The sequence below is a fragment of the Vibrio nomapromontoriensis genome, assembly GCF_050337205.1.
GTDB classification, from domain to species: Bacteria; Pseudomonadota; Gammaproteobacteria; order Enterobacterales; family Vibrionaceae; genus Vibrio; species Vibrio nomapromontoriensis.
On record NZ_JAKJSS010000023.1, the window covers coordinates 33,617 to 56,571 of the forward strand.

Consider the following 22,955-nt stretch of genomic DNA (forward strand, 5'->3'; position numbering starts at 1 on the left):
CTTTTGGCCGTTAAGCGGCATCTTTAGGTAAAGATACAAACCTAATGGTAATTATAACTACATGTTTTAATTTAACTTTAATGGCAATTATTTAGATTAACTCAAAGCTACAGCCGAGAGAGCAAACACCTCCATAAAGCTATACTTTTCTCTTCTTAATTTCTATCTCTATAGATTACAAACTCTCAAACTGTGAGAATCTGCCAAAAACTCAATAAACAAAAGCTATAAAACAGCAATCCAAACGCTACATAGACCAAAACCCCAAAACAACAAGGACAATATTCAAACAATAAAAACCACCAATTAAATCAATATAAAACAACAGCTTAAAACACAAATTAAAGCCAAAGACAATAAAGAACAAATTAACACCAAGATAAAAACACTGTTTCTTTTGTAAAAATAGCCACAATTAAGATAGTAAACTGTCAAAAACAAAAGCTAGCTAAAGTAATAGTTGCAAAAGCACTAAAAACAATGCTATTCTAATTTACATACTGAAGAATTAATAAAGGAGCAGTGTTATGATTTCATCTTCTCAAAAGCAAGGATTAGTGATGATCGCCGTCGTAGTAGGTCTAATGACACTGCCGATGCTTTACTAATTGCCATTCTATTAGATACAAAAAGGGCCGCTATCAAGCGGCCCTTTTTGTATCTAATAGAATTTATTTCGACAAAATGTGCAGTACTTTTTCCCAATGAACGTAATAGAAGCCCATGGCCAGTAAGGTAATCAGTGCCATCAGCCACACTGCTGTCCGCCAAATAAATCGACTGCTCCTTGGTGTCAATTCTTGCTCACATTCAGCGCATGCACGCATAAAGCCTTGTTTATCATCAAGCTTATAGTCTTCTTCATGAACAATTTTATTACGAATAGTCGCGATATACCGCAGCTTTCCAACCACATCATGAGGTAACCGTTCTTCACAGCTAGTGATCAGTTGGTGTAACCCTTTTCCATCCGCTCGATATTGTTGTCTCAATAACTTTTCAATGCGCCGCGTTTTGATTACCACGCTTTCAATATCTGACATATGTTTCCCTCCACAACCAGCCTAATATGTGGAACTGAACGATCGCTGGTCAGTACCCTATACACTCATTCTGTTATTGTTATCTATTTGTATCAGAATTTCGACAATGGTTCGGTAAATTCAAGTAAAGATTTAAGCCTAAGTCGCAGAGATTTTGTGTGATATGACCCCAAATTTCATACTGTAAGTTAAATTTGTCCTTATTTTCCGCGTATTTTATGCGATCTTTATTCCATCAGATTTTGAGTTTGGAGATAAACATGCCCCTTTCTTTAGTTATTGCCGTGGCGGTGCTAATTGTTATCACCGTGTTTCTATTCCTACAAACTCAGCGTCAGCATACTCATGGTATCAACGCCCCTGAACAAAAAACACTTATCACCATCTTAGATAAGCAAGTCGTGGTCGCCTCGGATCCCACAGAAGAAGATGAATACTGGATTTATGTTCAAAAAGGCAGGTTTGGACCTAAGCGTGAATTTCAGATCGGCGTTCACTACTATCACCACCTCTCACCAGGGGATAAAGGTGTACTTACCTATCAAGGCACTAAATTTTTGCATTTTTCACTTACCCGCTAATGTTAAAAAATTTACCCTATAAACAAGTCATGCTAGCTTAGAGTTCCCACCCCACAAGGACGTAAACTCATGCAGCTAAAGAATCGCTGTCAACCGTGGTGGCTATTGGCCCTATTCGCCTACGCATCTGCGGGTTGTAGTGCGACTTATCAAGGTAAGGTCAACGATGCTGAAGTTCATCTTGTCGACTATTTCCAACGCTCTGCAGGCGCGCCTGCTCTCATTGAGAACATGGATGCGCTCGATATTGACCACGCCTATGTGATGGGGTTACCAGTTATCAAAAAGTGGGATCTCTCTCAGCCCAAAGCACCGCGCTTTGTGTATGGTGATGACGCCCCCGTTTACTACTACTCTCACACTGACGAACTCATCGCACGGGAAATAGAATCATTACCGAAAACTCAACAGAATCGCCTTCATCCATTTTTAAGCGGCTTTAATACCACAGACCTCAATGCTGTCGAGTACCTAGAGCGTGAACTGGCCTTTCGGCCTAACTTTTGGCAAGGTATTGGTGAAGTCATCACTCGTCACGATCACCTCACGGCACTCACCTCGGGTGAGAAACCAAGGGCGAACCACCCAGCATTAAACAAAGTTTATCAATTAGCCGCCAAACATGACCTTCCCGTGTTGCTGCACGCCAACATCACATCGCAGCGAGAAAACGAGCCACTCTATCTCAATGAACTTAAAGAAGCGTTGCAGCAACACCCTGATACTCGTTTTTTATGGGCTCATGCTGGAACCACCAGCACACTCACACGCCATTTAGATATGAACTTTCTCTATCAGACCGTCACTTCGTTACTTAGTGAGCACGATAACCTCTATATTTTGGCGTCATGGTCATTAATTGATGTCGTCATGCCACAGGGGAAATTAGATAGACGTTGGGTATCCCTCATAGAGGCGTACCCAGAACGGTTTATGGTAGGCAGTGATGTTGTCGGCACATTTGGTTATCAAGAAACGGCGCTCAAGACATGGGGTCCTGTGCTATCAGCACTACCAAATCATGTCGCGCAAAAAGTAGCCTATAGCAATATGTTATCGGTATTGCCAAAGACCAATAGAAAAGGTAGTCATTAAGTTCTCACCTCCACAGGCTAAGGTGTGCTAGTGCGCCGCCTGCACGTTTTGGCTCCAACGCTGCGCGTCAGCTAAAGCAGAGTACACAGCCTGCTGGGTTAAGCCCAGCTGTTGTCTGTGTTTCTCCATACCGTTCCAATCTGCCGCTTCAAAGCACTCTTCCAATGCGAGTAACTGACCATAAGGCCCTTGTCTTTGCAATAAAGCCCCTTTAATTTCACAGCATAACGGTAGCTGCTGAATCAACTTTTCCAAAGAAAGGTCCATCAAGGCATCGAGAATAGAAAACAGCCCTATCATAAAGGCTTGATCCCGGTACTGAGTAAACGGTGCATGCTTCGTCATTAAGCGACAAAATTGCGCACGCTGAAGAGACAAGCCGTATAACGCTTTCGGCTTCGTATGGGAAATAAATGACGCAACCGTCAAGGAAACAAACAATTTTAGCTTGTCTTGACCAAGGTAAATCAACGCTTGGCGAAATGAGGCGATTTCTGCTTCTAATCTAGGGTTCATCGTATTCACGAACTGCAGTAGTTTATAAGACAGCACAACATCTTTCGCCACAATACGTTCTACCTTGTCAAAATCAACCTCCGGTAGGCAGACTTGCTGAAACAACTCCATCGCGACCAATTGTTCAGCGCTAATATAGACCTGCTTTTGCATGATAGGCTTGCTAAAGAAAAAACCCTGGAAAAACTTAAACCCGGCCTGCTTAGTAAGTTTGAACTCCTGTTCAGTTTCTACTCGTTCCGCCAGATAGTGACGAGTACTGCCCTTACCTCTCTGCCGCCTGACAAAGGCACACGCTTTTTCCACGCCCATCGCCATAATATCGAGCTTAACTATTTGCACAAAGGGTAAAAAGGGTTCCCAAGCCGGAGTGTAAACGAAATCATCAAGCGCAATCGTATAGCCCGCACGATACAGCTCACGAATCGCCTCATACAACTCTTGATCTGGTGTACAAGTTTCCAGTATTTCCACCACTACCTTGTCTTTAGGTAACATCAATGGCAAACGTCGTATTAAACTTTGATGGGGGAAATTGATAAAACATCGGGACGAGGCTATTTCAGGGTTCATACCAAGAGAAAGGTAGTTTTCGGTAATCAGTCGATAAGTTGCTCTGTTCGCTTCTATATGCCCAGGGAATGCATTGCGCTCCCCATCTCGAAACAACAATTCATAACCCAACGTATGGCGCCGAGCATTAAAAATCGGCTGACGAGCGACATACGTGGGGTTCATGTTCACAATGCGTAGCCTTTAAGACTTCGCGGCGGCAAGTAATGCGCCACAGCCAATAAACATCGAGCCAAACAACTTATTAATTTTAGCCATAATGCGTCCAGAACGAATATAGCGTCCCATCTGAGAAGCCAGCGACGTGTAGCCAAGCATCACGGTGGCATCAATCACAACCGTTGTCGCTCCCAAAATCATAAGTTGCGTGACTTGATTACCAGCAGGATCAATGAACTGAGGAAATAACGCGACTAAGAACACCACCGATTTGGGGTTGGTTAAGTTAATAAACACCGCGCTACGTAGCAGCGCCCCCGCACTACTCGCATCATGTGATGCATCAGCGGCTAGGCTCGACGTATCACGCCACTTCTGGATCCCCAACCAAATCAAATACACCACGCCTACCCATTTAATAATGGTAAATGCTATTGCTGACTTGGCAATGAGCGCTCCGATACCCGCACCGACCAATATAATATGAACAGCCAAACCAATCTGTAGGCCTAAAATAGCCGTAAGAGATTTCCGAGTACCATAATTAATGCCATTACTGACTGAATTCACCATACCTGAGCCTGGCGCGAGACTGAACACAATCGCCGTGACAACATAAGCAAGCCAAACATGATAATCCATTGCATTTCCTTACGACTGATTTACTCTTATCAGCAAAAGAGTATTTATTCTGTTTTTGACGAAATCTAACTGGTCGTCAATAGAGGCATCAACACTATCTTGTAGGTTAATTCATGACCGATACCAATTTAATTAACGTTCCTTATACTCAAGAGCAAGATTTTGAGCAAGTTATTCACTCACAAATTGCCGCGTTTTGGGCGAGCCGACACGAAGGCCAAAAGAAAGCCAAAGATGGGACCACTCTCTACTGGTGTAAACTAACCCGCCCTGAGCATAAAAAAGCTCTGGTTGTCGTTAATGGCAGAATTGAGTCCGCGTGGAAGTATCAAGAACTCTTTTACGATTTTTTCCAGCTTGGCTATGACATCTACTCCTTTGATCACCGTGGACAAGGGCTATCGACGCACTTAGCACCGAATCCAGAAATGGGTCATATCGGCGAGTTCTCCGACTACCTTGATGATATGCAGCTCATACTCGAACAATTCGACCTCAACGACTACGAAGAGCGCCACTTACTCGCACACTCAATGGGAGGGGCCATTGCCACTCGATATATTCAAACGAGAGCGAATCATAATTTTGACAAAATCGCCCTTAGCGCGCCCATGTATGGCGTAAATGTTCCTCCCTACTTAAAACCATTTGCTATCACTGCTGCTCAGATTATGACGGCAATACACCCTGTACCAACCTACGCACCAGGCTATCAGGGCTATGTCGCCAAGCCGTTCGATATTAACCCTTTGTCACAAAGTAGAGTGCGTTACCACTGGTTTAGAGAACTGTATGAACTGAAACCAGAGCTAAAAGTGGGTGGCCCAAGTACCCGCTGGGTTTGGCAAGGTCTCATGGCGGCAAAACAGTGCATTCAACAAACAAGGCAAATACAAATCCCCCTACTGTTATTGCAAGCAGGAGGCGATATTATAGTTAGCAATCAAGCACAACAACGCTTTATGGCGCGATTACAAAAAACCAATAGCCAAGCGGAAATGCTCACTGTGAATCATGCCAAGCATGAAGTTTTATTTGAGAAAGATGAGTACCGCAATCAAGCGATGAATGCCCTTTTACAATTCTTCAATTGCCAACCATAAGTCAGCAAATAACCGTACCTACTGCCTATAATATTTCCTCACTGCCTAGCAAATGAGGAAATATTTACACTTCCTGTTTACCCTCTTTTTATTAGATGATTTACCCTACAATACCCATGAGGCTCACTTCTTAGCCTATGACCATAACCTATTAGAGAGACCTATGACGCTTAATCACGATTCGATCAGTATTGTTGCTTCTGACCTAGATGGAACACTACTTGCTCCCAACCACTTGCTCAGCAGCAACACCAAGCAAACACTTAAAGAATTACACAACAAAGGCTACACATTCATTTTCGCAACAGGTCGCCACCATGTAGATGTCGCGGGTATTCGTGAATCAGTCGGCATTCCGGCATATATGATCACCTCTAACGGGGCACGTGTGCATGATCAGCAAGATAACCTGCTCTATAGCCAAGATATTCCTGAGTCGCTGGTTCAACGCATTGTCGACGAATTTAAAGTAGACAATGAGCTGTTTATTCATATGTATCAAGATGAGAAGTGGCTACTAAGCCAAGAAGATGAGTACTTCGCGAAATTCCACAGTGAAACTGGGTTTAACTACCAGTTGTTTGATGCTAACCGTGCACCGACACAAGGTATCGCAAAAATTTTCGTGACTCACCCCAATAATGATCACGAGCACCTAGTACAGTTTGAAGACACATTACGCGCTAAGTTGGGCGACACTCTCAACATTGCTTTCTCTACACCATGGTGTTTAGAAGTGATGGCAAAGGAAGTGTCCAAGGGTGAAGCACTAAAAGCGGTCGCTGAAACTCTGGGGTTAGGGCTTGAACACTGCATCGCCTTTGGTGATGGTATGAATGATGCTGAAATGCTGACCATGGCAGGTAAAGGCCTTGTGATGGAAAATGCTCACGAGAAAGTAAAGAAAGCCCTGCCAAATAACCAAGTTATTGGCACGAATGCCGACGACGCAGTCGCTGAGTACCTGAAACAGCACCTTCTCGCACGCGCTTAGCAATACTACTCCTGTGCTCCCCCTATAGGTTTGGTCACCTGTTTAGAGCATAGGAGTATTTTCCTCTCGCTATTTTTTAGCTAATGGATGTCTTATCCAGACCACGCCAACCCGACTTCCAAGTAATAACCGAGTAAACTGTCGTTCGTGCCGCGTTTTGTAATGCACTATTTTTCCGTTAACGAGAGACCCGGCGCTGAATCGCCTGCCACTGATCCGGCAACACCGGCATCACTGATAATCGGCTTCCTCGCTTCACCAATGGCATATCACTCAATTCCGGCATCGCTTTTAGGGTGCTCAATGGAAGTACGCGATTGAACTTTTCGACAAATTCAATATCTACCATTAACCAACGCGGATTATCTCGAGTGGACTTCGGGTCATAGTAATCACTCTGTGGATCAAACTGAAAGTGGTCAACGTAAGCCGCCTTAGTAATGATTGCAACGCCAGCGACACCAATCGTTTTACAGGATGAATGATAGATCAGGACATGGTCACCAACTTTCATCTCATCTCGTATCATGTTGCGAGCCTGATAATTGCGTACGCCTTCCCAGCAGGAAGAGCCTTGGACACGTAATGTATCAATAGAAAATTCATCTGGCTCCGTTTTAAACAACCAATATGCCATAATAGTCCTTACTTAAATCTACTGACGAAGGAAAGTATCCAATGAAAATGTCACGACTGTCATTCGCCGTTCCACTGGTATTAATACTGCAAGCGTGCTCATCTTTCAACACAACGTCAAATGAGTCGTCCACCACGCCACTTAAAGCGGAGCTTTCTCGTCCAGAAACCATTACCCCACAAAGCTACGTCCTAAGAGGACAAGCGATCGTTGGTCATGAATCTCGAACCATTCAACCCTGTGGCAGTACCCAACAGTATTGGCTTGAACTGCCGAAAGAGGCACGAGAAGCGGCAGAGAAGTTGTCTCGCACGCCCTATCAAGCCCTTTATGCGGAAGTGATTGGTCACTTAGAAGCGCCGAGTCACCGCGGGTTTGATTCTGATTACACGGGTCGATTTGTTGTTAAACAAGTCAACCTGATCACGGCAGAGAACCCCAACCGCTGTGACCAACCGTTGCGACCCACTCAAGTGTTAGGTAACGAACCATTTTGGAATTTAAAATTCAATACATCAAAAATGGCTCAATTTAGCCAAATGGGTAATGACCCTCAAACACTGGAACTTGAATCCAAGCAGATCACCCAAAACACTCGTCGTTATGAGTTTGATGATGCCAATCTCACGATGACCAGTAAACTGTGTAACGACACCATGAGTGACAGTGTGTATGGATGGAGCGCCGCCTTAGTGATGGATGATCAACCTCGTCAGGGATGCGCGACCGTATCCAACCGCGATCGCACACTAAGCTGGGTCAACACCTATACTGCACAATCAACAGAGAACACTGGCTTTACCGTCTCAATGACTCTTAATGCCGATCACACTGCCATTACTCGCTACGATTACGCCGACCAATCTCCTGCTACAGAAGAGCGCGGATTTTGGCAGCAACTCAATGACCAACAAGTACAAGTAGTGATGACCCGCCACCAGCAGCAGTACTTAGTGTCTCAGCGCATCTTTACCCAAGAAGAAGGCTCACTGGTCGCAACGGAAGAAAAGGTAGGGAACATCCTCTATCCAATAAGTAATGGTGGCCTAAGACTCTATAAGAGCCAATGAAGATGAATCAATCCCCATGCCTAGCCACAACGTGTGTACGTTGTGGCTTTCAACATAACTGTTACTGCGACGCGATCCCTACGATCACCAGTGATCTTACTGTCACGCTATTGACTCACCCTAATGAAACTAAGCGCGCCACCAACACAGGACAAATCGTCAAACAGTTATTGCCCAATACCCATATTGAGATATGGCAACGAAAAGGGCCAATCCCTTCATATATCGCCCCTAAAGAAGGTCCTTCCGTGTGCGAAAATGAAGGAAATACCACTCCTGTCTTGGTATTTCCTTCAGAAAGTAGTGTTCCTTTGGCTCAATGGCAATCACAGCATCCACGTGGGAGCCACTTCATTTTGTTAGATGCCACTTGGCAAGAAGCGAAGAAAATGTTGAACAGAAGTGATTGGTTACAAGCGCTCCCTCAAGTCAGCATTACCGCGCCGGAGTCTTCGCAATACCAACTAAGACGAAACCAACAAAGTGGTAACCTGTGTACCTTTGAGGTCGTCGCTCAGATGATCAACGAATTGGAAAGTGACAAAACAGCGCGAACAATGCTCGCTTTTTTTAAAGACTACCTAGCAAGGTATCAAGCCGAACGCTGTGGTCATCGCTTAGAGAAACCATAAATAAACCGACTTCGATATAAAGAGAAAAACTGGGAAAGAAAATGAGGGGTTATTCGTTGCCCAATCAGAACCTTAAGCAGTTCATAATTTTTAAGCAACGAATAAGAATACTGCGCGCCTTGGATCTACACCAAAGACAGCAACGATGTTAACTGATTAATTTCGATATCCGGTAAGATTTTCAGTCGAGGCGTTGCTCTCGCACTTCTTGCTTGGTCATTGAACCAGCACGCACTGAAACCATGTCGTTTTGCTCCCAATACATCCGTAATGGCATGATCACCAACGTGCAATATATGCTGGCGGTCGACATTAAGGTGTGCGGCAGCTTTAGCAAACATATCTTCATGCGGTTTTGCCCGCCCATCGGGGCCAGCTTTAAGCACCAGTGAAAAGTATCGCGTTAACCCGATGGCCGGCACATTAACGTTGCCATTAGTGATAGCCACCAAAGGCATGGCTTGACTCAAACGTTGCAAAACCTGATGTGTTTCATGTGGAACATCGAAATCGCTGCGCCAAAGAAGTACTCGCTGAATTAATTCATCAGCCGCGCTCTGAGCATTTGGCCTATCGTAACCCAAATGCATTAATCCCTGTAAAACCTGTTGCTGACGCCACTGCGTCACGTCATGCTTTAACTCAGGATTTTTCTTAAGTAACTGAAACTTAAAGGCTTGCCACTGTGTTTTATCCCAACGCTGACTAATGGGGTGCTGAGAATACAGCCACTGTGATGCTTGCTCCTCAACCTTACGGATCACCGGGTGATTGTCATATAAGGTATCATCAAGGTCGAATGTCATCGCCTTAATTGTCGGCACACTACGGTAAAAATGCATCATTCAGTCCTTAGTTTTTCTTTTTCGCACGGGGGTGAGCCTGATCATAAGCTTGTGCCAAATGCTGAAAGTCTAAGTGGGTATATATCTGCGTCGTCGAGATATTTTCATGACCTAATAACTCTTGTACGGCACGTAAGTTATTACTCGACTCTAGCATGTGGGTTGCAAAAGAGTGGCGCAACTTATGTGGACTAACATGGCTAGCAAGAGACTGTTTCTGTCCCCATTCCGCCATTCTTTTTTGTACACTTCGATGGGAGATTCTCGTCCCTAATTTTGAGACAAATAACGCGGGTTCCCCAGACTTAGCAATACTGCCGCGCAGCTTGAGCCATTTCTTTGCCCACTCAACGGCTTGACCGGAGAAAGGGACCTTGCGCTCTTTATCGCCTTTACCAATCACTCGAATTTCACCACTGGACATATTCAAGTGTTTAACATCAATGCCGACGAGTTCAGCTAAACGTAACCCGGCGCCATACATCATCTCCATAATCGCTCGGTCACGAACGGCTAAAGGATCCTCTTCGTTCACTTCGAGCAATTGAGCCATTTCATCAACATCGAGATTTTTCGGTAATGGCCGCTGCTTTCTTGGCGCACTCACTCCCTTAGCAGGATTAGCGTTCAGCTCCCCACGAAGAATCAAAAAATCAAAAAAGCTCCGCAGTGATGACAGACGAGTAGCAATGCTGCTCGCTTTCATACCTTCACGCATGCCCTTACCCGCTAATTGCCGAACCCAACCGGCATCGACCTGAGTCCAATCACTCACCCCCATTTCATAAAGGTGGACACCCATGGTCTCTAATTGCTGACGGTAATTTCGTTGAGTATGAAGGCTAAGCCCTTTCTCACTGCGCAAATATTCGTAAAAGCGCTCTAACGGTTTTTGCAAACAGTTAGGCAGTACTTGGTCTGACATTGTCTTCCTCAAGTTGACGCCACTCTAAACTCTCACACAGATACGACAGCACTAGGGCAAGGTGCCTTAGAAATAACGTATCCATGTCAGGTTGGAAGTGACCGCCATCTTCACTAGAAAAGATTAAAAAGCCTTGAGCAAATTGGCGCTTAAGGGGTAATACCACGTATGAACCAAGCTCAGGAACGTTAGCATCACCAAAAAGTAGCTCTCTATCTGCCTTTCTTAATCGGCCGAGGTAGGCATCTTTACCGTTCAAATGATTAGTGGTAAAACGCTGCCAACTTTCCATTGATAGCGAATCGCCCCCTTTCTCGGTATTAAGCAATTTTACGTAACCTTTGAGGTTAAGATCATGTGCGGTTTGCGTAATCGCACTCATCACCCCTTGTAAATCACGGCATTTCAATAGGCCTTCTTGCAGCGACATAAATTCATAAAACGTTTTATCATTACGCGCGGCAAGCGACATTAGGGTGGTAATTTCTTCCTCTAATGCTTCAATTCGCTCACGGTGTCGCTGCAGTTGAATTCCAACCAATGATACAGCGCCTTGCTGTTGATGTGGAAGCGCTAGCTTTTCCACTAAGGTTTCTCTACCTTTAAAAAAATCCGGATGATCGAATAGATACTGTGCGACCACTTCTGCCGTTAGGTGATCAGCTTCAAACTCAGACAAAATGCTTCCCTTTGATTCTTTGTCTCTACTTGTCATTCATTAATGAAGACACGAAAAAATGGCGGACCCGAAAACGGGGTCCGCCATTAGTATAATGGGTTATTGCTTAACTGGAAATTTGCTTAACAGGAAATCTGCCCATCAAAAACATGGGTTGCGCTACCTGTCATAAATAATGGGTGCCCCTCACCTTGCCACGCAATGCTCAAGTCGCCTCCAGGGAGTCGAACCGTAACTTTTTCGTCCAGTAATCCTTGTACAATACCAACCGCAACGGCGCCACAAGCACCACTTCCGCAAGCTTGGGTTTCCCCAGCACCACGTTCGTAGACTCGTAGCTTAACCTCATTGCGGTTCACAACTTGCATAAATCCAGCATTCACTTTCTCTGGAAAACGTTCATGTGATTCAAGTAACGGCCCCAACTTCTCTACATTGGCTGTATCGGTATCATCGACCACCGTCACAACATGTGGGTTTCCCATACTCACCGCACCACAAAACAGAGTCTGCTCCTCGGCACGCATAATGTACGTTTTCTCTTTCTGCTTCGCTTTGAATGGGATTTTACTTGGCTCAAACTCTGGCTGACCCATGTTAACGGTAACCAAGTCATTCTCTTCTAACTTGAGTACCATTTTCCCTTTCTTAGTGCTAACGCTGATACTGTACTTATTGGTTAGCCCTTTCATCTGTACAAAACGAGCAAAGCAACGCGCTCCATTGCCACATTGTTCCACTTCGCTGCCATCGGCATTAAAAATGCGGTAATGAAAATCCGTTTCCGGATCATAGGGCGCTTCAACAATTAATAGTTGATCAAAACCCACTCCCGTATGCCTATTCGCTAGGCGGCGAATGAGATCTGGCGAGAAAAACACATTCTGAGTAATGCAGTCTACGACCATAAAGTCATTACCCAATCCGTGCATTTTAGAAAAATGGAAATGCATAGTTGTTTCTTTACTCCGGTAAGATACTCTCAAGTTCCCACAGACTCGCCAGTGTTTCACGCTGACGCACGAGATGAGACTGGTTGCCGTCTACCATTACCTCAGCGACTCGAGGTCGTGTATTATAATTCGATGACATCACAAAACCGTAAGCACCAGCAGAGCGTACCGCTAACAAATCATTTTGCTCCAATACCAATGCGCGATCTTTACCGATAAAGTCACCGGTTTCACAAATTGGACCGACCAAATCATAGCTCACCGCCTCACCCTGGCGAGGGATAACCGGAATGATGTCTTGCCAAGCTTGATAAAGAGCAGGACGCATTAAATCATTCATTGCCGCGTCTACAATGGCAAAATTCTTATGTTCGGTATGCTTTAAAAACTCAACTTTAGTCAATAGCACCCCTGCATTGGCGGCGATAGCACGACCGGGCTCAAAGATGAGCTCTAATTCAGGGTGATTTTCTAGTCTCGCTAACAATGCTTTTGCATAATCCGATGGTTGCGGCGGCAGTTCATCACGATAGACAACACCCAGTCCACCACCAACATCGAGATGGCGAATATTAACGCCAGCGTCGCGCAGTTGGTCAATAAGTGCCAATAGCCTATCAGTAGCATCAATAAAAGGCTCTATGTCCGTCAGCTGAGAGCCTATGTGGCAATCAATACCCTGCACCGACAAATGCGGTAAGCTCTGGGCAAATTTATACACATCTGGAGCACGGTCAAAAGCGATACCAAACTTATTATCACGCAATCCCGTGGAAATATAAGGATGAGTATGAGCATCAACATCAGGATTAATTCGAAGAGAGATAGGCGCTATAACATCAAGTTCACTTGCTACCTGATTTAGACGCTCCAATTCGGGCTCTGATTCTACGTTAAAGCACTTAATACCTAGCTCTAAAGCTCGACGCATTTCTTGAGCTGTTTTACCCACTCCAGAAAAAACCACTTTAGCTGGATCTCCTCCAGCGGCAACAACACGTTCTAGCTCTCCGCCAGAAACGATGTCAAATCCAGAGCCAAGTCGCGCCAATGTATTCAGTACGCCTAAATTGGAGTTAGCTTTTACCGCGTAGCAAACCAAATGCGGGTGTTCACCAACCGATTTATCAAACGCATTCCAATGGCGCTCAAGTGTCGCTCGAGAGTAAACGTACAAAGGTGTGCCATATTGCTCAGCAAGTTGTGTTAGTGACGTATTTTCAGCCCATAGCTGGCCATCGTCCTGATAGTTGAAGTAATCCAAATCGAGTATTCCTTTAAAATATGGCGATGACTATTGAGTCTGCTCTGTTGCCGGGGCTTCATCAGCAGGCATGTACAGTGGGCCCGTTTGCCCACAGCCAGCTAACATTACTGCCACGAGCATAAATATTGCCGTGATCGTCTTTTTCATTTTGCATATCGTGATTATTAATTCAATGCCCCCTATAATCGCACCACGAAATAGAAAAGCAATAGGATAACAAAATGAACGACACGGAATTTCATCAACTCGTCGATGCTCAAATGCAAATCATTGAGGAAGCTATCGATGATTCAGGCGCAGACATTGATTATGAGGTCTCTGGCAACGTAATGACTCTGGAATTTGAAAACCGCAGTCAGATCATCATCAATCGCCAAGAGCCAATGCATGAAATCTGGCTCGCGTCTAAATCGGGTGGCTTTCACTTTAAATGGGTAGAGAGCAGCTGGATCTGCTCTCGCTCAGGCGAAGAACTCATGAAGATGGTTAAATCTGAATGCGAAAAGCACGCAGATGAAGACATAGAATGGGCTTAGAGGTTTACAGCCTTTGATGTTCTTGAATTGGGTGAAGCGTCATTTCGATAAGGGATGACATACGCTTCCCCTTTTTCTGGATGAATAATCTGGTAATACTGCGGCAAGTTGAAGTTAATGAGCTTATTCGCCATTCCGTCATTTTGATTGACGTTAGAGGTATAAAAGCTATTCACACTGGCGATCATCTCATCTTTGCTACCACGCATTTGATGATATACCTCAACCTGATTCGTTTCATCCAAAACAAAAATATTGAAGCCATTATCAGTATTTTCAAAGAAGAACTGAATTAACCCCTCACTCGCAAAGCCATCTACCGCTTGAGGCAATTGGAATTCGTCTTCTCGGTCGAGCATTAGCAACGGTGAGCCTTGTAGCTTATTCGTTGAAATACTACGGTAAAAGTCGACAGAGTTTTCAAGTTTTTGAACCGAGACACCGCGACGTTCAAAAAACAACCCATACATTTGGTTTGCCAATTTAATGGCTTTAAAGCGACGACGCTTCTCTTGGTCAACGGGCTTTAAGCGCATTTCAATACACTCAGCTAACAGCTGATAAATAGTATTTCGCAATACACCACGTAAGTTCTTACTATAACAAAAGACATCCACAGACTCTGGAGGTAGCGCATCTTGGTGCATTTTGCCCAAAATCGTTTTTAGCGCATCCAACATCGCCGTATCGCCCTTAAAGTGTAGCGTTCGAACTTCATGCCATGAATTTCGGTACACGAGATCTACCGATCCCACTAGGCTTTGTCCCTCTTCACCAAAACTAAAAATATCGACACTTTTTAAGTCAACTTTCGATGATTTCCCCGATAACGTACTTGTTGGATCGCTTTCAAAATTGATGAACATCGCTAGCTGACTAACTTCACATGGACTCGCCAGAGCTTGCATACTTGGACGACGCTTTCTAAGCGAGAAGGTGTTTCGCAGATCACTCACCATTTGATAAAATTTATCAATATCGATGTGCGCATCACGAACCACTGAATTCAGGTGTGTTGATTCCGTAATAAGGCCATTAAAGAAGGCCCATGATACCAATTTACTCAAATATTCATTGTGCTGAAGTGCAGGTTGCCCTAATAAGCGATGAGCAATTAAAGGCTGTTTATACAAATACCATCCCGATTGATAATTCTTTCCTTCTTTCACTTCAATGAAGCTGAGATCTGGCTCGTGCAAATCAGGTGAAATCTGAGGATTCAATAAGGTGACTTTACCAGGAAGCACTTCAAACGCGGCATACAGCTTACGAGCCAATATACTGATATCTTGAGGGCTAATTGCAGAGGTAATGTCGTTGCGACGAGCAAACTGGATTAAGTTTCGGTAGCTCAGCATCAACGCATCAAGCAAAGCGTTATGCACGACCATGACTTGCTCTACTTTCCAATTACGTCGGTTATCAAGCTCTTCTAATACCGATTGCGGCCATTGCCACTCAGCCGTCATTAAACCCAGCGCTTCACGACGCCAAGGAACAGAACCTACACCCGGTTCTCTAGACAGTTTTTCATGGGTTTTGAGGTAGAAACAACGCCGAACAAGATCAAGGCGAGTATGGTCACCAATTCGAACTAAATAACGCGTGACTTTTTCCAGCATTAAATAATACGCATCCATCCCATAAAGATCAGGCTCATGGGCAAAAAATCGACGTTTAGTATCAATACTCAATAACTGAGTATGCGGGTATTCCCATGAATATGCTTCAAGAAGAATCGCTTTTAAAACGGATTTATATGGAGAGTCGATGCTCTTATAAAGCTGCCATAGGCTGGAACCAAAGTACTCTTCCGCAGGAATTCGATTCAATCTACCAAAATCAATCCACTCATCGCAGTTGATGTAGCCGCCGTCACAAAGCTGTGTGACATACTCATCGTAGCACTCTTCCATTTCTGGTGGGACGATTTGCCACAACAAACGTTGTCCGCCCAGTCGAACAGCAGAACGGTAAAATTCATCTAATAAAAGAAGGTGCTGAGACGAACCACAATTATCTCCAGTCATCTCTTCTGACACATTACTACGAAAACGCTCTTCATCCATCAAAAAGAAGTTCGCTTCAACGCCTAGACCTTGCGCCCAATCCGTGATCAATAAGCACTTATTACTGAGTTTTTCTCGTGCATCCGTCGGCATGTCAGGGGAAATACACACCCAAATATCAAGATCGCTTGATGTACTTTGACCAATAGACGATGTACTACCCATGGTATAAAGACCAAGGATGTCCGTCTGTTCTGGTGGGGGAAGAGGCTGACCCAGCGCTAGCTGAATATCATCAATGAATTGCTGCTGAAGAGAATTAGATTCAAAGCCATAAAGCCCACTAGGAGTAGAACCTTCGAAATAGCCAGGAATAATTGGATGATTAAAATGGAATAAGGCCGGGATAAGCTGGAATACACGCTGCCCTTGCAGATCCATAAGCGCCAGCGCGCGCTCAATACGCTGCTGATTAAGGTTATCTAGCCTTTGGATAAGAGTATCAATGTAAGCCTGCAAAGGTTATTCCTAGGTTGGACCCAACTGCTGATTCGCGTGGATCTTAAACAATTACCGCCTCAAAACGTGATCAATGTAACACTTTTATCATGACTGGTAAAGCAATACTCAGACAGATAGCACCAGCATTAAGCACTGATTACAACGAGTGATAACACTGGGCCAACCACCAACAATTCTAACAGTAGTCGCTGCGTCAAATGCGATTAATCTCACACTATTAGTAATCTTTGTGATGTTAGACACAAGACCCTAATTTGCGAGCAGGGAAATCACTAATCATTTAATAGAGACAGTGATAGGATTAATCCCATTACCAAGATGAAATGCTAACGAGAACAACATGACTCAAGCGACACCTATTCGAATTGCTACCCGAAAAAGCCCCCTAGCCTTATGGCAAGCCCACTATGTAAAAGATGCCCTCATCGCCGCTCACCCAGGTCTTGAAGTCGAGCTCGTCACCATGGTCACTAAAGGCGATATTATTCTTGATACTCCACTGGCGAAAGTCGGCGGCAAAGGCTTATTCGTAAAAGAGCTTGAAGTAGCAATGCTTGAGGGCCGTGCAGACCTCGCCGTGCACTCCATGAAAGACGTTCCTGTCGACTTTCCTGAAGGACTTGGTCTAGTTACCATTTGTGAACGAGAAGACCCTCGCGACGCGTTTGTATCCAATACATATCAAGATCTGGATTCACTGCCAAAAGGCGCAATTGTCGGTACTTGCAGTCTTCGTCGTCAGTGCCAAATTAAAGAACGTCGTCCTGATATCGAAATCAAAGAGCTACGTGGTAATGTCGGTACTCGTTTAGGCAAACTCGACAATGGCGACTATGACGCAATTGTCCTCGCCGCTGCAGGCCTAAAGCGCCTCAAGCTTGAATCAAGAATTCGTAGCTTCATTGAGCCAGAGGTATCACTACCGGCTGTGGGTCAAGGAGCGGTTGGTATTGAATGTCGTCTCGACGATCAAAGGTTAATCGAACTCCTGCAACCTCTAAACCACAAAGATACCGCAGATCGCGTTCTTTGCGAGCGAGCAATGAATCTGACGTTGGAGGGGGGATGCCAAGTTCCTATCGGCAGCTACTCACTACTTGATGGTGATGACATCTGGCTGCGAGCTTTAGTCGGTGAACCTGACGGTTCTTTAATTGTGCGGGGAGAGATTCATGGTAAACGCTCAGATGCAGAAGCACTTGGTATCCAGCTTGCAAATCAGCTGTTAGACCAAGGAGCTAAAGACATTCTAGAAAAACTCTACCAAGACCACGAGTAATCACGGATGAAAGTGCTAGTAACACGCCCTGGCGCGCAAGGGGTTGAACTATGCGAACTCATTAAAAACATGGGGGGCACCGCCCTCCATCACCCTCTTATTGACATCATACCTTGTAAACCTAATGGCAATTTTAGCCGTCAGCTCCACGATGCAGACATTATTATCGCCGTCAGCCAACATGCTGTCATCAATGCCCATTACATCCTATTAGAATCCGGTGCTACGTGGCCAGTAAACCGAATTTATCTTGGGGTTGGTCAAAAAACCGCACATGAATTAAGCAATACTTGTAAACAAAACGTACACTACCCGACAACAAGTGATAGCGAACACCTGCTGAATCTGCCTGAATTAAAGGATGTTTCAGGAAAAACCATCGTCATTCTTCGAGGGAATGGCGGACGTGAGCTGATTCACCAACAACTGACTCAAAGAGGCGCCAACGTACTCTACCTTGAAGTCTATCAACGCCAATTTATTCCTATCTCTTCCAATAACGTGGATGAATGGCAATCACTGTCACTTGAAAATATCATCGTAACAAGTGGTGAACAACTCGATTATTTGATCGCGCAAACACCAAAGCCAGCACACACTTGGCTGACCCAATTAACGCTATTGGTTCCTAGTGAACGAATTGCTAAGTTTGCAACGATGCACGAATTTCGCAACGTAATCACGACAAAAGGTGCATCGAACTCAACAATACTTGCTGCTCTCCAGCGCTTAGATACAGGACTTAAGCATGACGAACAAGAATAAAGACGAGCAATCTACGTCAAACGATCAACAAGACGTCAAGGCACTAGCCCCTGAGAATTCAACAATAGAATCTCAAGTCGAACCCGCCATCGCAACACCACCGACGCCACCCTCATCGAAAGAGCCTGAGTTTGAAGAAAAACAAGGTAAACGGGGAGTCAAACTGGGAACTGCCGCTATCGTACTTGCTGTCATTTTTGGTGGTGGGCTCAGTTATCAAATGCAACAACAAACAAGTAATTATGAAAAACGTATCGCCGAGCTAGAATCACAACTTAAGGCAACTCAAACCAACGTTTCAAGCGATATGGAACAAGTCAAAACACAAACTCTTGAGCAAGCTAAGACAGTCACTCATAAAGCCGAAGTGATCTTAGCCCAACAGCAGAAAAGTATTCAAAGCCTGCAGTTAGCCGTTGCGGACGTAAAAGGACGCCGGCCTAATGATTGGCTACTCGCTGAAGCCGACTATTTGGTTAAGCTCGCTGGACGTAAACTGTTTTTAGAGCATGATGTGGTGAGCGCGACTCGTCTTATGGAGTCTGCCGATCATCGTATTGCTGCGCTTAATGACCCAAGTCTAGTCGCCTTAAGACAATCAATGGCCAACGATATTACCAAACTTAGAATGGTTCCTCTCATCGATCGTGATGGGCTAGTACTCCGACTGACTTCTTTACAGCAACAGGTTGATAGCCTTCCTCTTGCCAATGCAATACTACCTGAAGCTCCAGAGGTACAGAAACAGCAAGTTTCGGGCGATATCTACGACTGGCAAGATAACTTGATGACCTCACTAAAAGACTTCTCTGAGAACTTCATCACCTTCCGTTCTCGTGACGGCAACGTCATTCCTTTGCTCTCTCCATCTCAACACTTTTATCTTAGAGAGAATATTAAATCTAAAATTGAAACGGCGATTCGCGCCATTTATCAAGAGCAAGGTGAGATCTATAAAGTATCACTACAAGCGGCTGAGCAGTGGTCGACATCTTTCTTTGACCAAGACAATAATGCCGTAAAAGAATTTGATGCCACCCTTAGCAAACTAAGCACCCAAAACATTCAAGTCGACTACCCAGTTAAGCTAGAAACCCAAGCTCAACTTTCTGACGTCATCACAGATCGCCTACGTCGTGAGGTCACCACTATCATCACGGAGGAGAAATAATGATTCGAATTCTATTTCTTTTCGCCGTTTTAGGCGCGGGGCTATTTGCTGGTACGCAGTTTTCCGGTCAACAAGGCTATGTCTTAATATCGATAGCGAATCAGACCATTGAGATGAGCGTTACCACACTGGTCATTTTTGTCATTGCAACGCTAGCTGCTCTTTTTCTACTGGAATACATCGTAAAGAAAATTTTCTACACTAGTGTTTCTACCTTCAATTACTTCAGTGTAAGAAAAATGCGCCGATCTCGCCGCTACACTAACGAGGGCATTATTAAGCTGCTTGAAGGGGACTGGAAAGTAGCAGAGAAAAAAGTGACTCGCTGGGCAAATCATCACGATATGCCGCTTTTGTGCTATCTCGTCGCCTCAGAGGCAGCGCTTGGTCAAGGCGACAAGACTAAGCGAGACCATTACTTAGCCCTTGCGGCCAAGCAACAAAACTCTCAGCTTGCTGTTGATCTTACCAAAGCAAAACAGGCTGTTCGTGAGGAGGAATACGAACTCGCATTGCCAATATTGGAGTCTTTAAAGCAGCAGTATCCGCACAATACCATCGTACTAAGCTTGCTTAAAACGACATACCGCGCCTTAGAAGAATGGCAAGCTCTGCTTGATTTATTGCCAAAACTTAAAAAAGCGAAAATGATCGATGAGTCTGAACTCGATGCACTAGAAGAGCGCTCTCAGTGTGGCCTTCTAGAAGATGTTGCTTCCCAGCAAGGAAGTGAAGGGTTGATTGCTCATTGGGATAAGCTGCCAAGAAAGACACGTCAAAGTGCGCATCTTGTAGGTTGCTTTACCAAGCAACTCATCGCGAGAAAATCAGATACCGAAGCTTTTACTGTCATCAAAGAAGCGTTAAAGAAACAGTCTCATGATGAACTTTATACCCTGCTACCAGAGCTTAATCTACCGGACTCTCACCCGGTCATTATGTTGCTAGAGGACACTCTGAAAAAGAACCCTAATAGTGCCAATGCACATAGTGCGCTTGCTCAGTTCTATTTCCGTGAAGAGAAATGGGCCGATTCTCAACGCCACTTAGAACAAGCGCTTTCACTTCGCCCAGATGTCTCTGATTATGCGTATCTAGCAGACACACTAGAAAAACAAAACATGACAAAAGCGGCTGGAGAAGTTTCTCGTAAAGCGTTAACGCTAATAGAGAAATAAAACTAGTTACCAATACAATGCCTCCTAAAGGGAGGCATTTTTGATTTCCAAGCTAAATCACAAGCCATGCCGCTCTAACGCTCGATTTGTCAATGTGATGGTAAAATCGTTCACTTTCCAATGAGTCGGACACCAGCCTAGTAAAAAGCGTTGAAAGTCAGCCCACGCTACGTCAAAAAGTTCATTCCAAGCATCGCATACCAGGGCAGCATCAACTTCTGGCCTATGATGTTTCAAAGCCGCTTTTAAGGCATGAAAATAGCAAGATAAGTAAGGCGTAAGTGACAGGTTTTCATCTTCAAAATCAACCACGCTTGTTAGAAATAGAACGAGGTCTTTAACGCCGACGCCAGCACCCACATACTGAAAATCCACAGCAGACACCAACTCTCCAGAGTCATCAAAACAGAAATTGGCGAGCTTGGCATCACCGTGAATTAAGGTTTGATAAGGACAGGTTTGCATGAGTTTATCTAAAATAGCCGCTGCGCGCTGATAGCGTTTATCCGCCATTGCGGCAAGTTCATCCGGTCTAGTCTCTAAATGCCAATAAGAACCTTGCTCCCACAACCCCTGCGGACTTTCCCCTAACCAAAATGCATGAAACTCTGCAAGCCAGTGTAATACCGTGAAAATCTCTAGCTGAGTCGGTTTAGTGACAACTCGGTCTCTTCCAATCTGATGAAGATCTTGTAAAAGCAAAAAATAATGCCTCTCAGCCTCTGAGCTCCCTAAACATTTAGGAATCCAGCCAGTCGGCATTCTTTCACCGTAATGGGTATACCAATGAAATTCTACTTGGTAGGACTGTCGTTTACGTTGATGTGATCGTAACGTATTCCACCCTCTAGGATGCGTAAGCGGTGCAAGCTCTGGTAGTTGAATATGCTTAACAATAATGCGGTTAGAATGGTGACCATTCTTGGTCCCTACTCGTAATAACCCACCATAACCGCCCCATAACTGTTGGATTGGTTGTACTGAATCAATAGCGTAGCCAGGCTTCAGCAAAGCAGATATTTTTCGGTTTAACCATACAGCATCAACATCCATACATTTATCACCTAACCTCAATTACAAGATTTACTATTAGGTGCTTATTGTAATGGCAGTAGATCCGATATCGAAGAAGTCTTTTTGTTCGAGGTCTCGAGTGAAGATAGATAATGCTTGCGAGGTATATTTTAGATAGCAAAAAGCCCGCTGAAAATCAGCGGGCTTTTTTAATAGTGGCGGAGGGATAGGGATTTGAACCCTAGAAGGGCTATTAACCCTTGCCGGTTTTCAAGACCGGTGCTTTCGACCACTCAGCCATCCCTCCGCAAATTGTTATCTAAATAAAGTCTTAATTTGTATGCTTTAGTAGATATTTGTTCAAAGCCTGGCGATGTCCTACTCTCACATGGGGAAACCCCACACTACCATCGGCGCTACTGCGTTTCACTTCTGAGTTCGGCATGGGATCAGGTGGGTCCGCAACGCTATGGTCGCCAAGCAAATTCTTCTTTTACTTTCAGCTTTTATTAAAAGCTAAAGGCAAAATTAATCTGGAAAGCTTAATAAAAGTTCTTAAATACACATTCAATCTGTTCTTGCTTTGAGTCCATCAAAACCCTTTGGGTGTTGTATGGTTAAGCCTCACGGGCAATTAGTACAGGTTAGCTCAATGCCTCGCAGCACTTACACACCCTGCCTATCAACGTTCTAGTCTTGAACAACCCTTTAGGACACTTAAAGTGCCAGGGAAGACTCATCTCAGGGCTCGCTTCCCGCTTAGATGC

Annotated in this window: 23 protein-coding genes, 1 tRNA gene and 2 rRNA genes; 11 read left to right on the plus strand and 15 right to left on the minus strand. The window is 44.6% G+C overall.

Going from position 1 to position 22,955, the window contains the following annotated elements; genetic code table 11:
* Positions 1 to 671: 671 nt before the first annotated feature.
* Positions 672 to 1,043, minus strand: a complete 372-nt coding sequence (locus tag L4D05_RS22785; RefSeq protein ID WP_250619609.1) for a DUF4145 domain-containing protein — start codon at positions 1,041 to 1,043, stop codon at positions 672 to 674.
* A 260-nt stretch (positions 1,044 to 1,303) separates the two neighbouring features.
* Here L4D05_RS22785 and L4D05_RS22790 point away from each other — a divergent pair, with 260 nt between their 5' ends.
* Positions 1,304 to 1,624 carry a DUF2500 domain-containing protein gene (locus tag L4D05_RS22790; RefSeq protein WP_428754839.1) on the plus strand — a complete coding sequence of 107 codons (321 nt, stop codon included), beginning with the start codon at positions 1,304 to 1,306 and terminating at the stop codon, positions 1,622 to 1,624.
* A 69-nt stretch (positions 1,625 to 1,693) separates the two neighbouring features.
* Positions 1,694 to 2,719 carry an amidohydrolase family protein gene (locus L4D05_RS22795; protein ID WP_428795368.1) on the plus strand — a complete coding sequence of 342 codons (1,026 nt, stop codon included), beginning with the start codon at positions 1,694 to 1,696 and terminating at the stop codon, positions 2,717 to 2,719.
* Positions 2,720 to 2,746: 27 nt separating this feature from the next.
* Here the strand turns inward: L4D05_RS22795 and L4D05_RS22800 are convergent, their stop codons facing one another.
* The gene (locus L4D05_RS22800) at positions 2,747 to 3,973 is read right to left on the minus strand and encodes an EAL and HDOD domain-containing protein (RefSeq protein WP_428795381.1); all 1,227 of its coding nucleotides are present in this window, start codon (positions 3,971 to 3,973) and stop codon (positions 2,747 to 2,749) included.
* Between the two features lie 18 nt (positions 3,974 to 3,991).
* The gene (rhtB, locus tag L4D05_RS22805) at positions 3,992 to 4,609 is read right to left on the minus strand and encodes a homoserine/homoserine lactone efflux protein (protein WP_428754841.1); all 618 of its coding nucleotides are present in this window, start codon (positions 4,607 to 4,609) and stop codon (positions 3,992 to 3,994) included.
* A 113-nt stretch (positions 4,610 to 4,722) separates the two neighbouring features.
* On the opposite strand from rhtB, the gene L4D05_RS22810 reads away from it, so the two are divergent.
* Positions 4,723 to 5,712 (plus strand): alpha/beta fold hydrolase, encoded by a 990-nt coding sequence (locus L4D05_RS22810; RefSeq protein ID WP_428795369.1) that lies wholly within the window; start codon positions 4,723 to 4,725, stop codon positions 5,710 to 5,712.
* A 163-nt stretch (positions 5,713 to 5,875) separates the two neighbouring features.
* Positions 5,876 to 6,706, plus strand: coding sequence for a Cof-type HAD-IIB family hydrolase (locus L4D05_RS22815; RefSeq protein WP_428754843.1), 831 nt, complete (start codon positions 5,876 to 5,878; stop codon positions 6,704 to 6,706).
* A gap of 178 nt (positions 6,707 to 6,884) precedes the next feature.
* Here the strand turns inward: L4D05_RS22815 and L4D05_RS22820 are convergent, their stop codons facing one another.
* Positions 6,885 to 7,343, minus strand: coding sequence for an EVE domain-containing protein (locus tag L4D05_RS22820; RefSeq protein WP_428754844.1), 459 nt, complete (start codon positions 7,341 to 7,343; stop codon positions 6,885 to 6,887).
* A 41-nt stretch (positions 7,344 to 7,384) separates the two neighbouring features.
* On the opposite strand from L4D05_RS22820, the gene L4D05_RS22825 reads away from it, so the two are divergent.
* Positions 7,385 to 8,413, plus strand: coding sequence for a COG3650 family protein (locus L4D05_RS22825; protein ID WP_428795370.1), 1,029 nt, complete (start codon positions 7,385 to 7,387; stop codon positions 8,411 to 8,413).
* A gap of 2 nt (positions 8,414 to 8,415) precedes the next feature.
* On the plus strand, positions 8,416 to 9,045 hold the full coding sequence (locus tag L4D05_RS22830; protein ID WP_428795371.1) for a tRNA-uridine aminocarboxypropyltransferase: 630 nt from the start codon (positions 8,416 to 8,418) through the stop codon (positions 9,043 to 9,045).
* Positions 9,046 to 9,170: 125 nt separating this feature from the next.
* On the opposite strand, the gene yigB is transcribed toward L4D05_RS22830, so the two are convergent.
* The 6 genes from yigB to lptM form a co-directional block, all read right to left on the minus strand.
* Positions 9,171 to 9,887, minus strand: a complete 717-nt coding sequence (yigB, locus tag L4D05_RS22835; protein WP_428795382.1) for a 5-amino-6-(5-phospho-D-ribitylamino)uracil phosphatase YigB — start codon at positions 9,885 to 9,887, stop codon at positions 9,171 to 9,173.
* Between the two features lie 10 nt (positions 9,888 to 9,897).
* Entirely contained in the window at positions 9,898 to 10,815 is a 918-nt protein-coding gene (gene xerC / locus L4D05_RS22840; RefSeq protein ID WP_428795372.1) for a tyrosine recombinase XerC, read from the minus strand.
* On the minus strand, positions 10,793 to 11,494 hold the full coding sequence (locus L4D05_RS22845) for a DUF484 family protein (protein ID WP_428795373.1): 702 nt from the start codon (positions 11,492 to 11,494) through the stop codon (positions 10,793 to 10,795). Before L4D05_RS22845 ends, xerC begins: the two co-directional genes overlap by 23 nt.
* A gap of 122 nt (positions 11,495 to 11,616) precedes the next feature.
* On the minus strand, positions 11,617 to 12,447 hold the full coding sequence (gene dapF / locus L4D05_RS22850) for a diaminopimelate epimerase (protein ID WP_428795374.1): 831 nt from the start codon (positions 12,445 to 12,447) through the stop codon (positions 11,617 to 11,619).
* Positions 12,448 to 12,457: 10 nt separating this feature from the next.
* A complete protein-coding gene (gene lysA, locus L4D05_RS22855; protein ID WP_428754850.1) occupies positions 12,458 to 13,711 on the minus strand; it encodes a diaminopimelate decarboxylase in 1,254 nt (417 codons plus the stop codon).
* 30 nt (positions 13,712 to 13,741) lie between these two features.
* Entirely contained in the window at positions 13,742 to 13,861 is a 120-nt protein-coding gene (lptM, locus tag L4D05_RS22860; RefSeq protein ID WP_428754851.1) for an LPS translocon maturation chaperone LptM, read from the minus strand.
* 74 nt (positions 13,862 to 13,935) lie between these two features.
* Here lptM and cyaY point away from each other — a divergent pair, with 74 nt between their 5' ends.
* Complete coding sequence (gene cyaY / locus L4D05_RS22865) at positions 13,936 to 14,250, plus strand: iron donor protein CyaY (RefSeq protein ID WP_428754852.1); 315 nt, start codon at positions 13,936 to 13,938, stop codon at positions 14,248 to 14,250.
* On the opposite strand, the gene L4D05_RS22870 is transcribed toward cyaY, so the two are convergent.
* Entirely contained in the window at positions 14,247 to 16,778 is a 2,532-nt protein-coding gene (locus L4D05_RS22870; protein WP_428795375.1) for a class I adenylate cyclase, read from the minus strand. The genes cyaY and L4D05_RS22870 overlap by 4 nt on opposite strands.
* A 343-nt stretch (positions 16,779 to 17,121) precedes the next feature.
* On the opposite strand from L4D05_RS22870, the gene hemC reads away from it, so the two are divergent.
* Genes hemC through L4D05_RS22890 form a run of 4 tightly spaced genes read left to right on the plus strand, consistent with a single transcriptional unit; the run spans position 17,122 to position 21,174 of the window.
* Positions 17,122 to 18,060: a hydroxymethylbilane synthase gene (gene hemC, locus L4D05_RS22875; RefSeq protein WP_428795376.1), complete on the plus strand. Its 939-nt coding sequence runs from the start codon at positions 17,122 to 17,124 to the stop codon at positions 18,058 to 18,060.
* Positions 18,061 to 18,066: 6 nt separating this feature from the next.
* Entirely contained in the window at positions 18,067 to 18,825 is a 759-nt protein-coding gene (locus L4D05_RS22880; protein WP_428795377.1) for a uroporphyrinogen-III synthase, read from the plus strand.
* A complete protein-coding gene (locus tag L4D05_RS22885; protein ID WP_428795378.1) occupies positions 18,809 to 19,996 on the plus strand; it encodes a uroporphyrinogen-III C-methyltransferase in 1,188 nt (395 codons plus the stop codon). Before L4D05_RS22880 ends, L4D05_RS22885 begins: the two co-directional genes overlap by 17 nt.
* Complete coding sequence (locus L4D05_RS22890; RefSeq protein ID WP_428795379.1) at positions 19,996 to 21,174, plus strand: heme biosynthesis protein HemY; 1,179 nt, start codon at positions 19,996 to 19,998, stop codon at positions 21,172 to 21,174. Before L4D05_RS22885 ends, L4D05_RS22890 begins: the two co-directional genes overlap by 1 nt.
* 57 nt (positions 21,175 to 21,231) lie before the next feature.
* Here the strand turns inward: L4D05_RS22890 and L4D05_RS22895 are convergent, their stop codons facing one another.
* The 4 genes from L4D05_RS22895 to L4D05_RS22910 form a co-directional block, all read right to left on the minus strand.
* Complete coding sequence (locus L4D05_RS22895) at positions 21,232 to 22,227, minus strand: phosphotransferase (RefSeq protein ID WP_428795380.1); 996 nt, start codon at positions 22,225 to 22,227, stop codon at positions 21,232 to 21,234.
* Positions 22,228 to 22,404: 177 nt separating this feature from the next.
* Positions 22,405 to 22,495, minus strand: a tRNA-Ser gene (locus L4D05_RS22900).
* A gap of 58 nt (positions 22,496 to 22,553) precedes the next feature.
* Positions 22,554 to 22,669: ribosomal RNA gene (gene rrf, locus L4D05_RS22905) — 5S ribosomal RNA — on the minus strand.
* 132 nt (positions 22,670 to 22,801) lie between these two features.
* Positions 22,802 to 22,955 (minus strand): 23S ribosomal RNA (locus L4D05_RS22910); the annotation flags it as partial.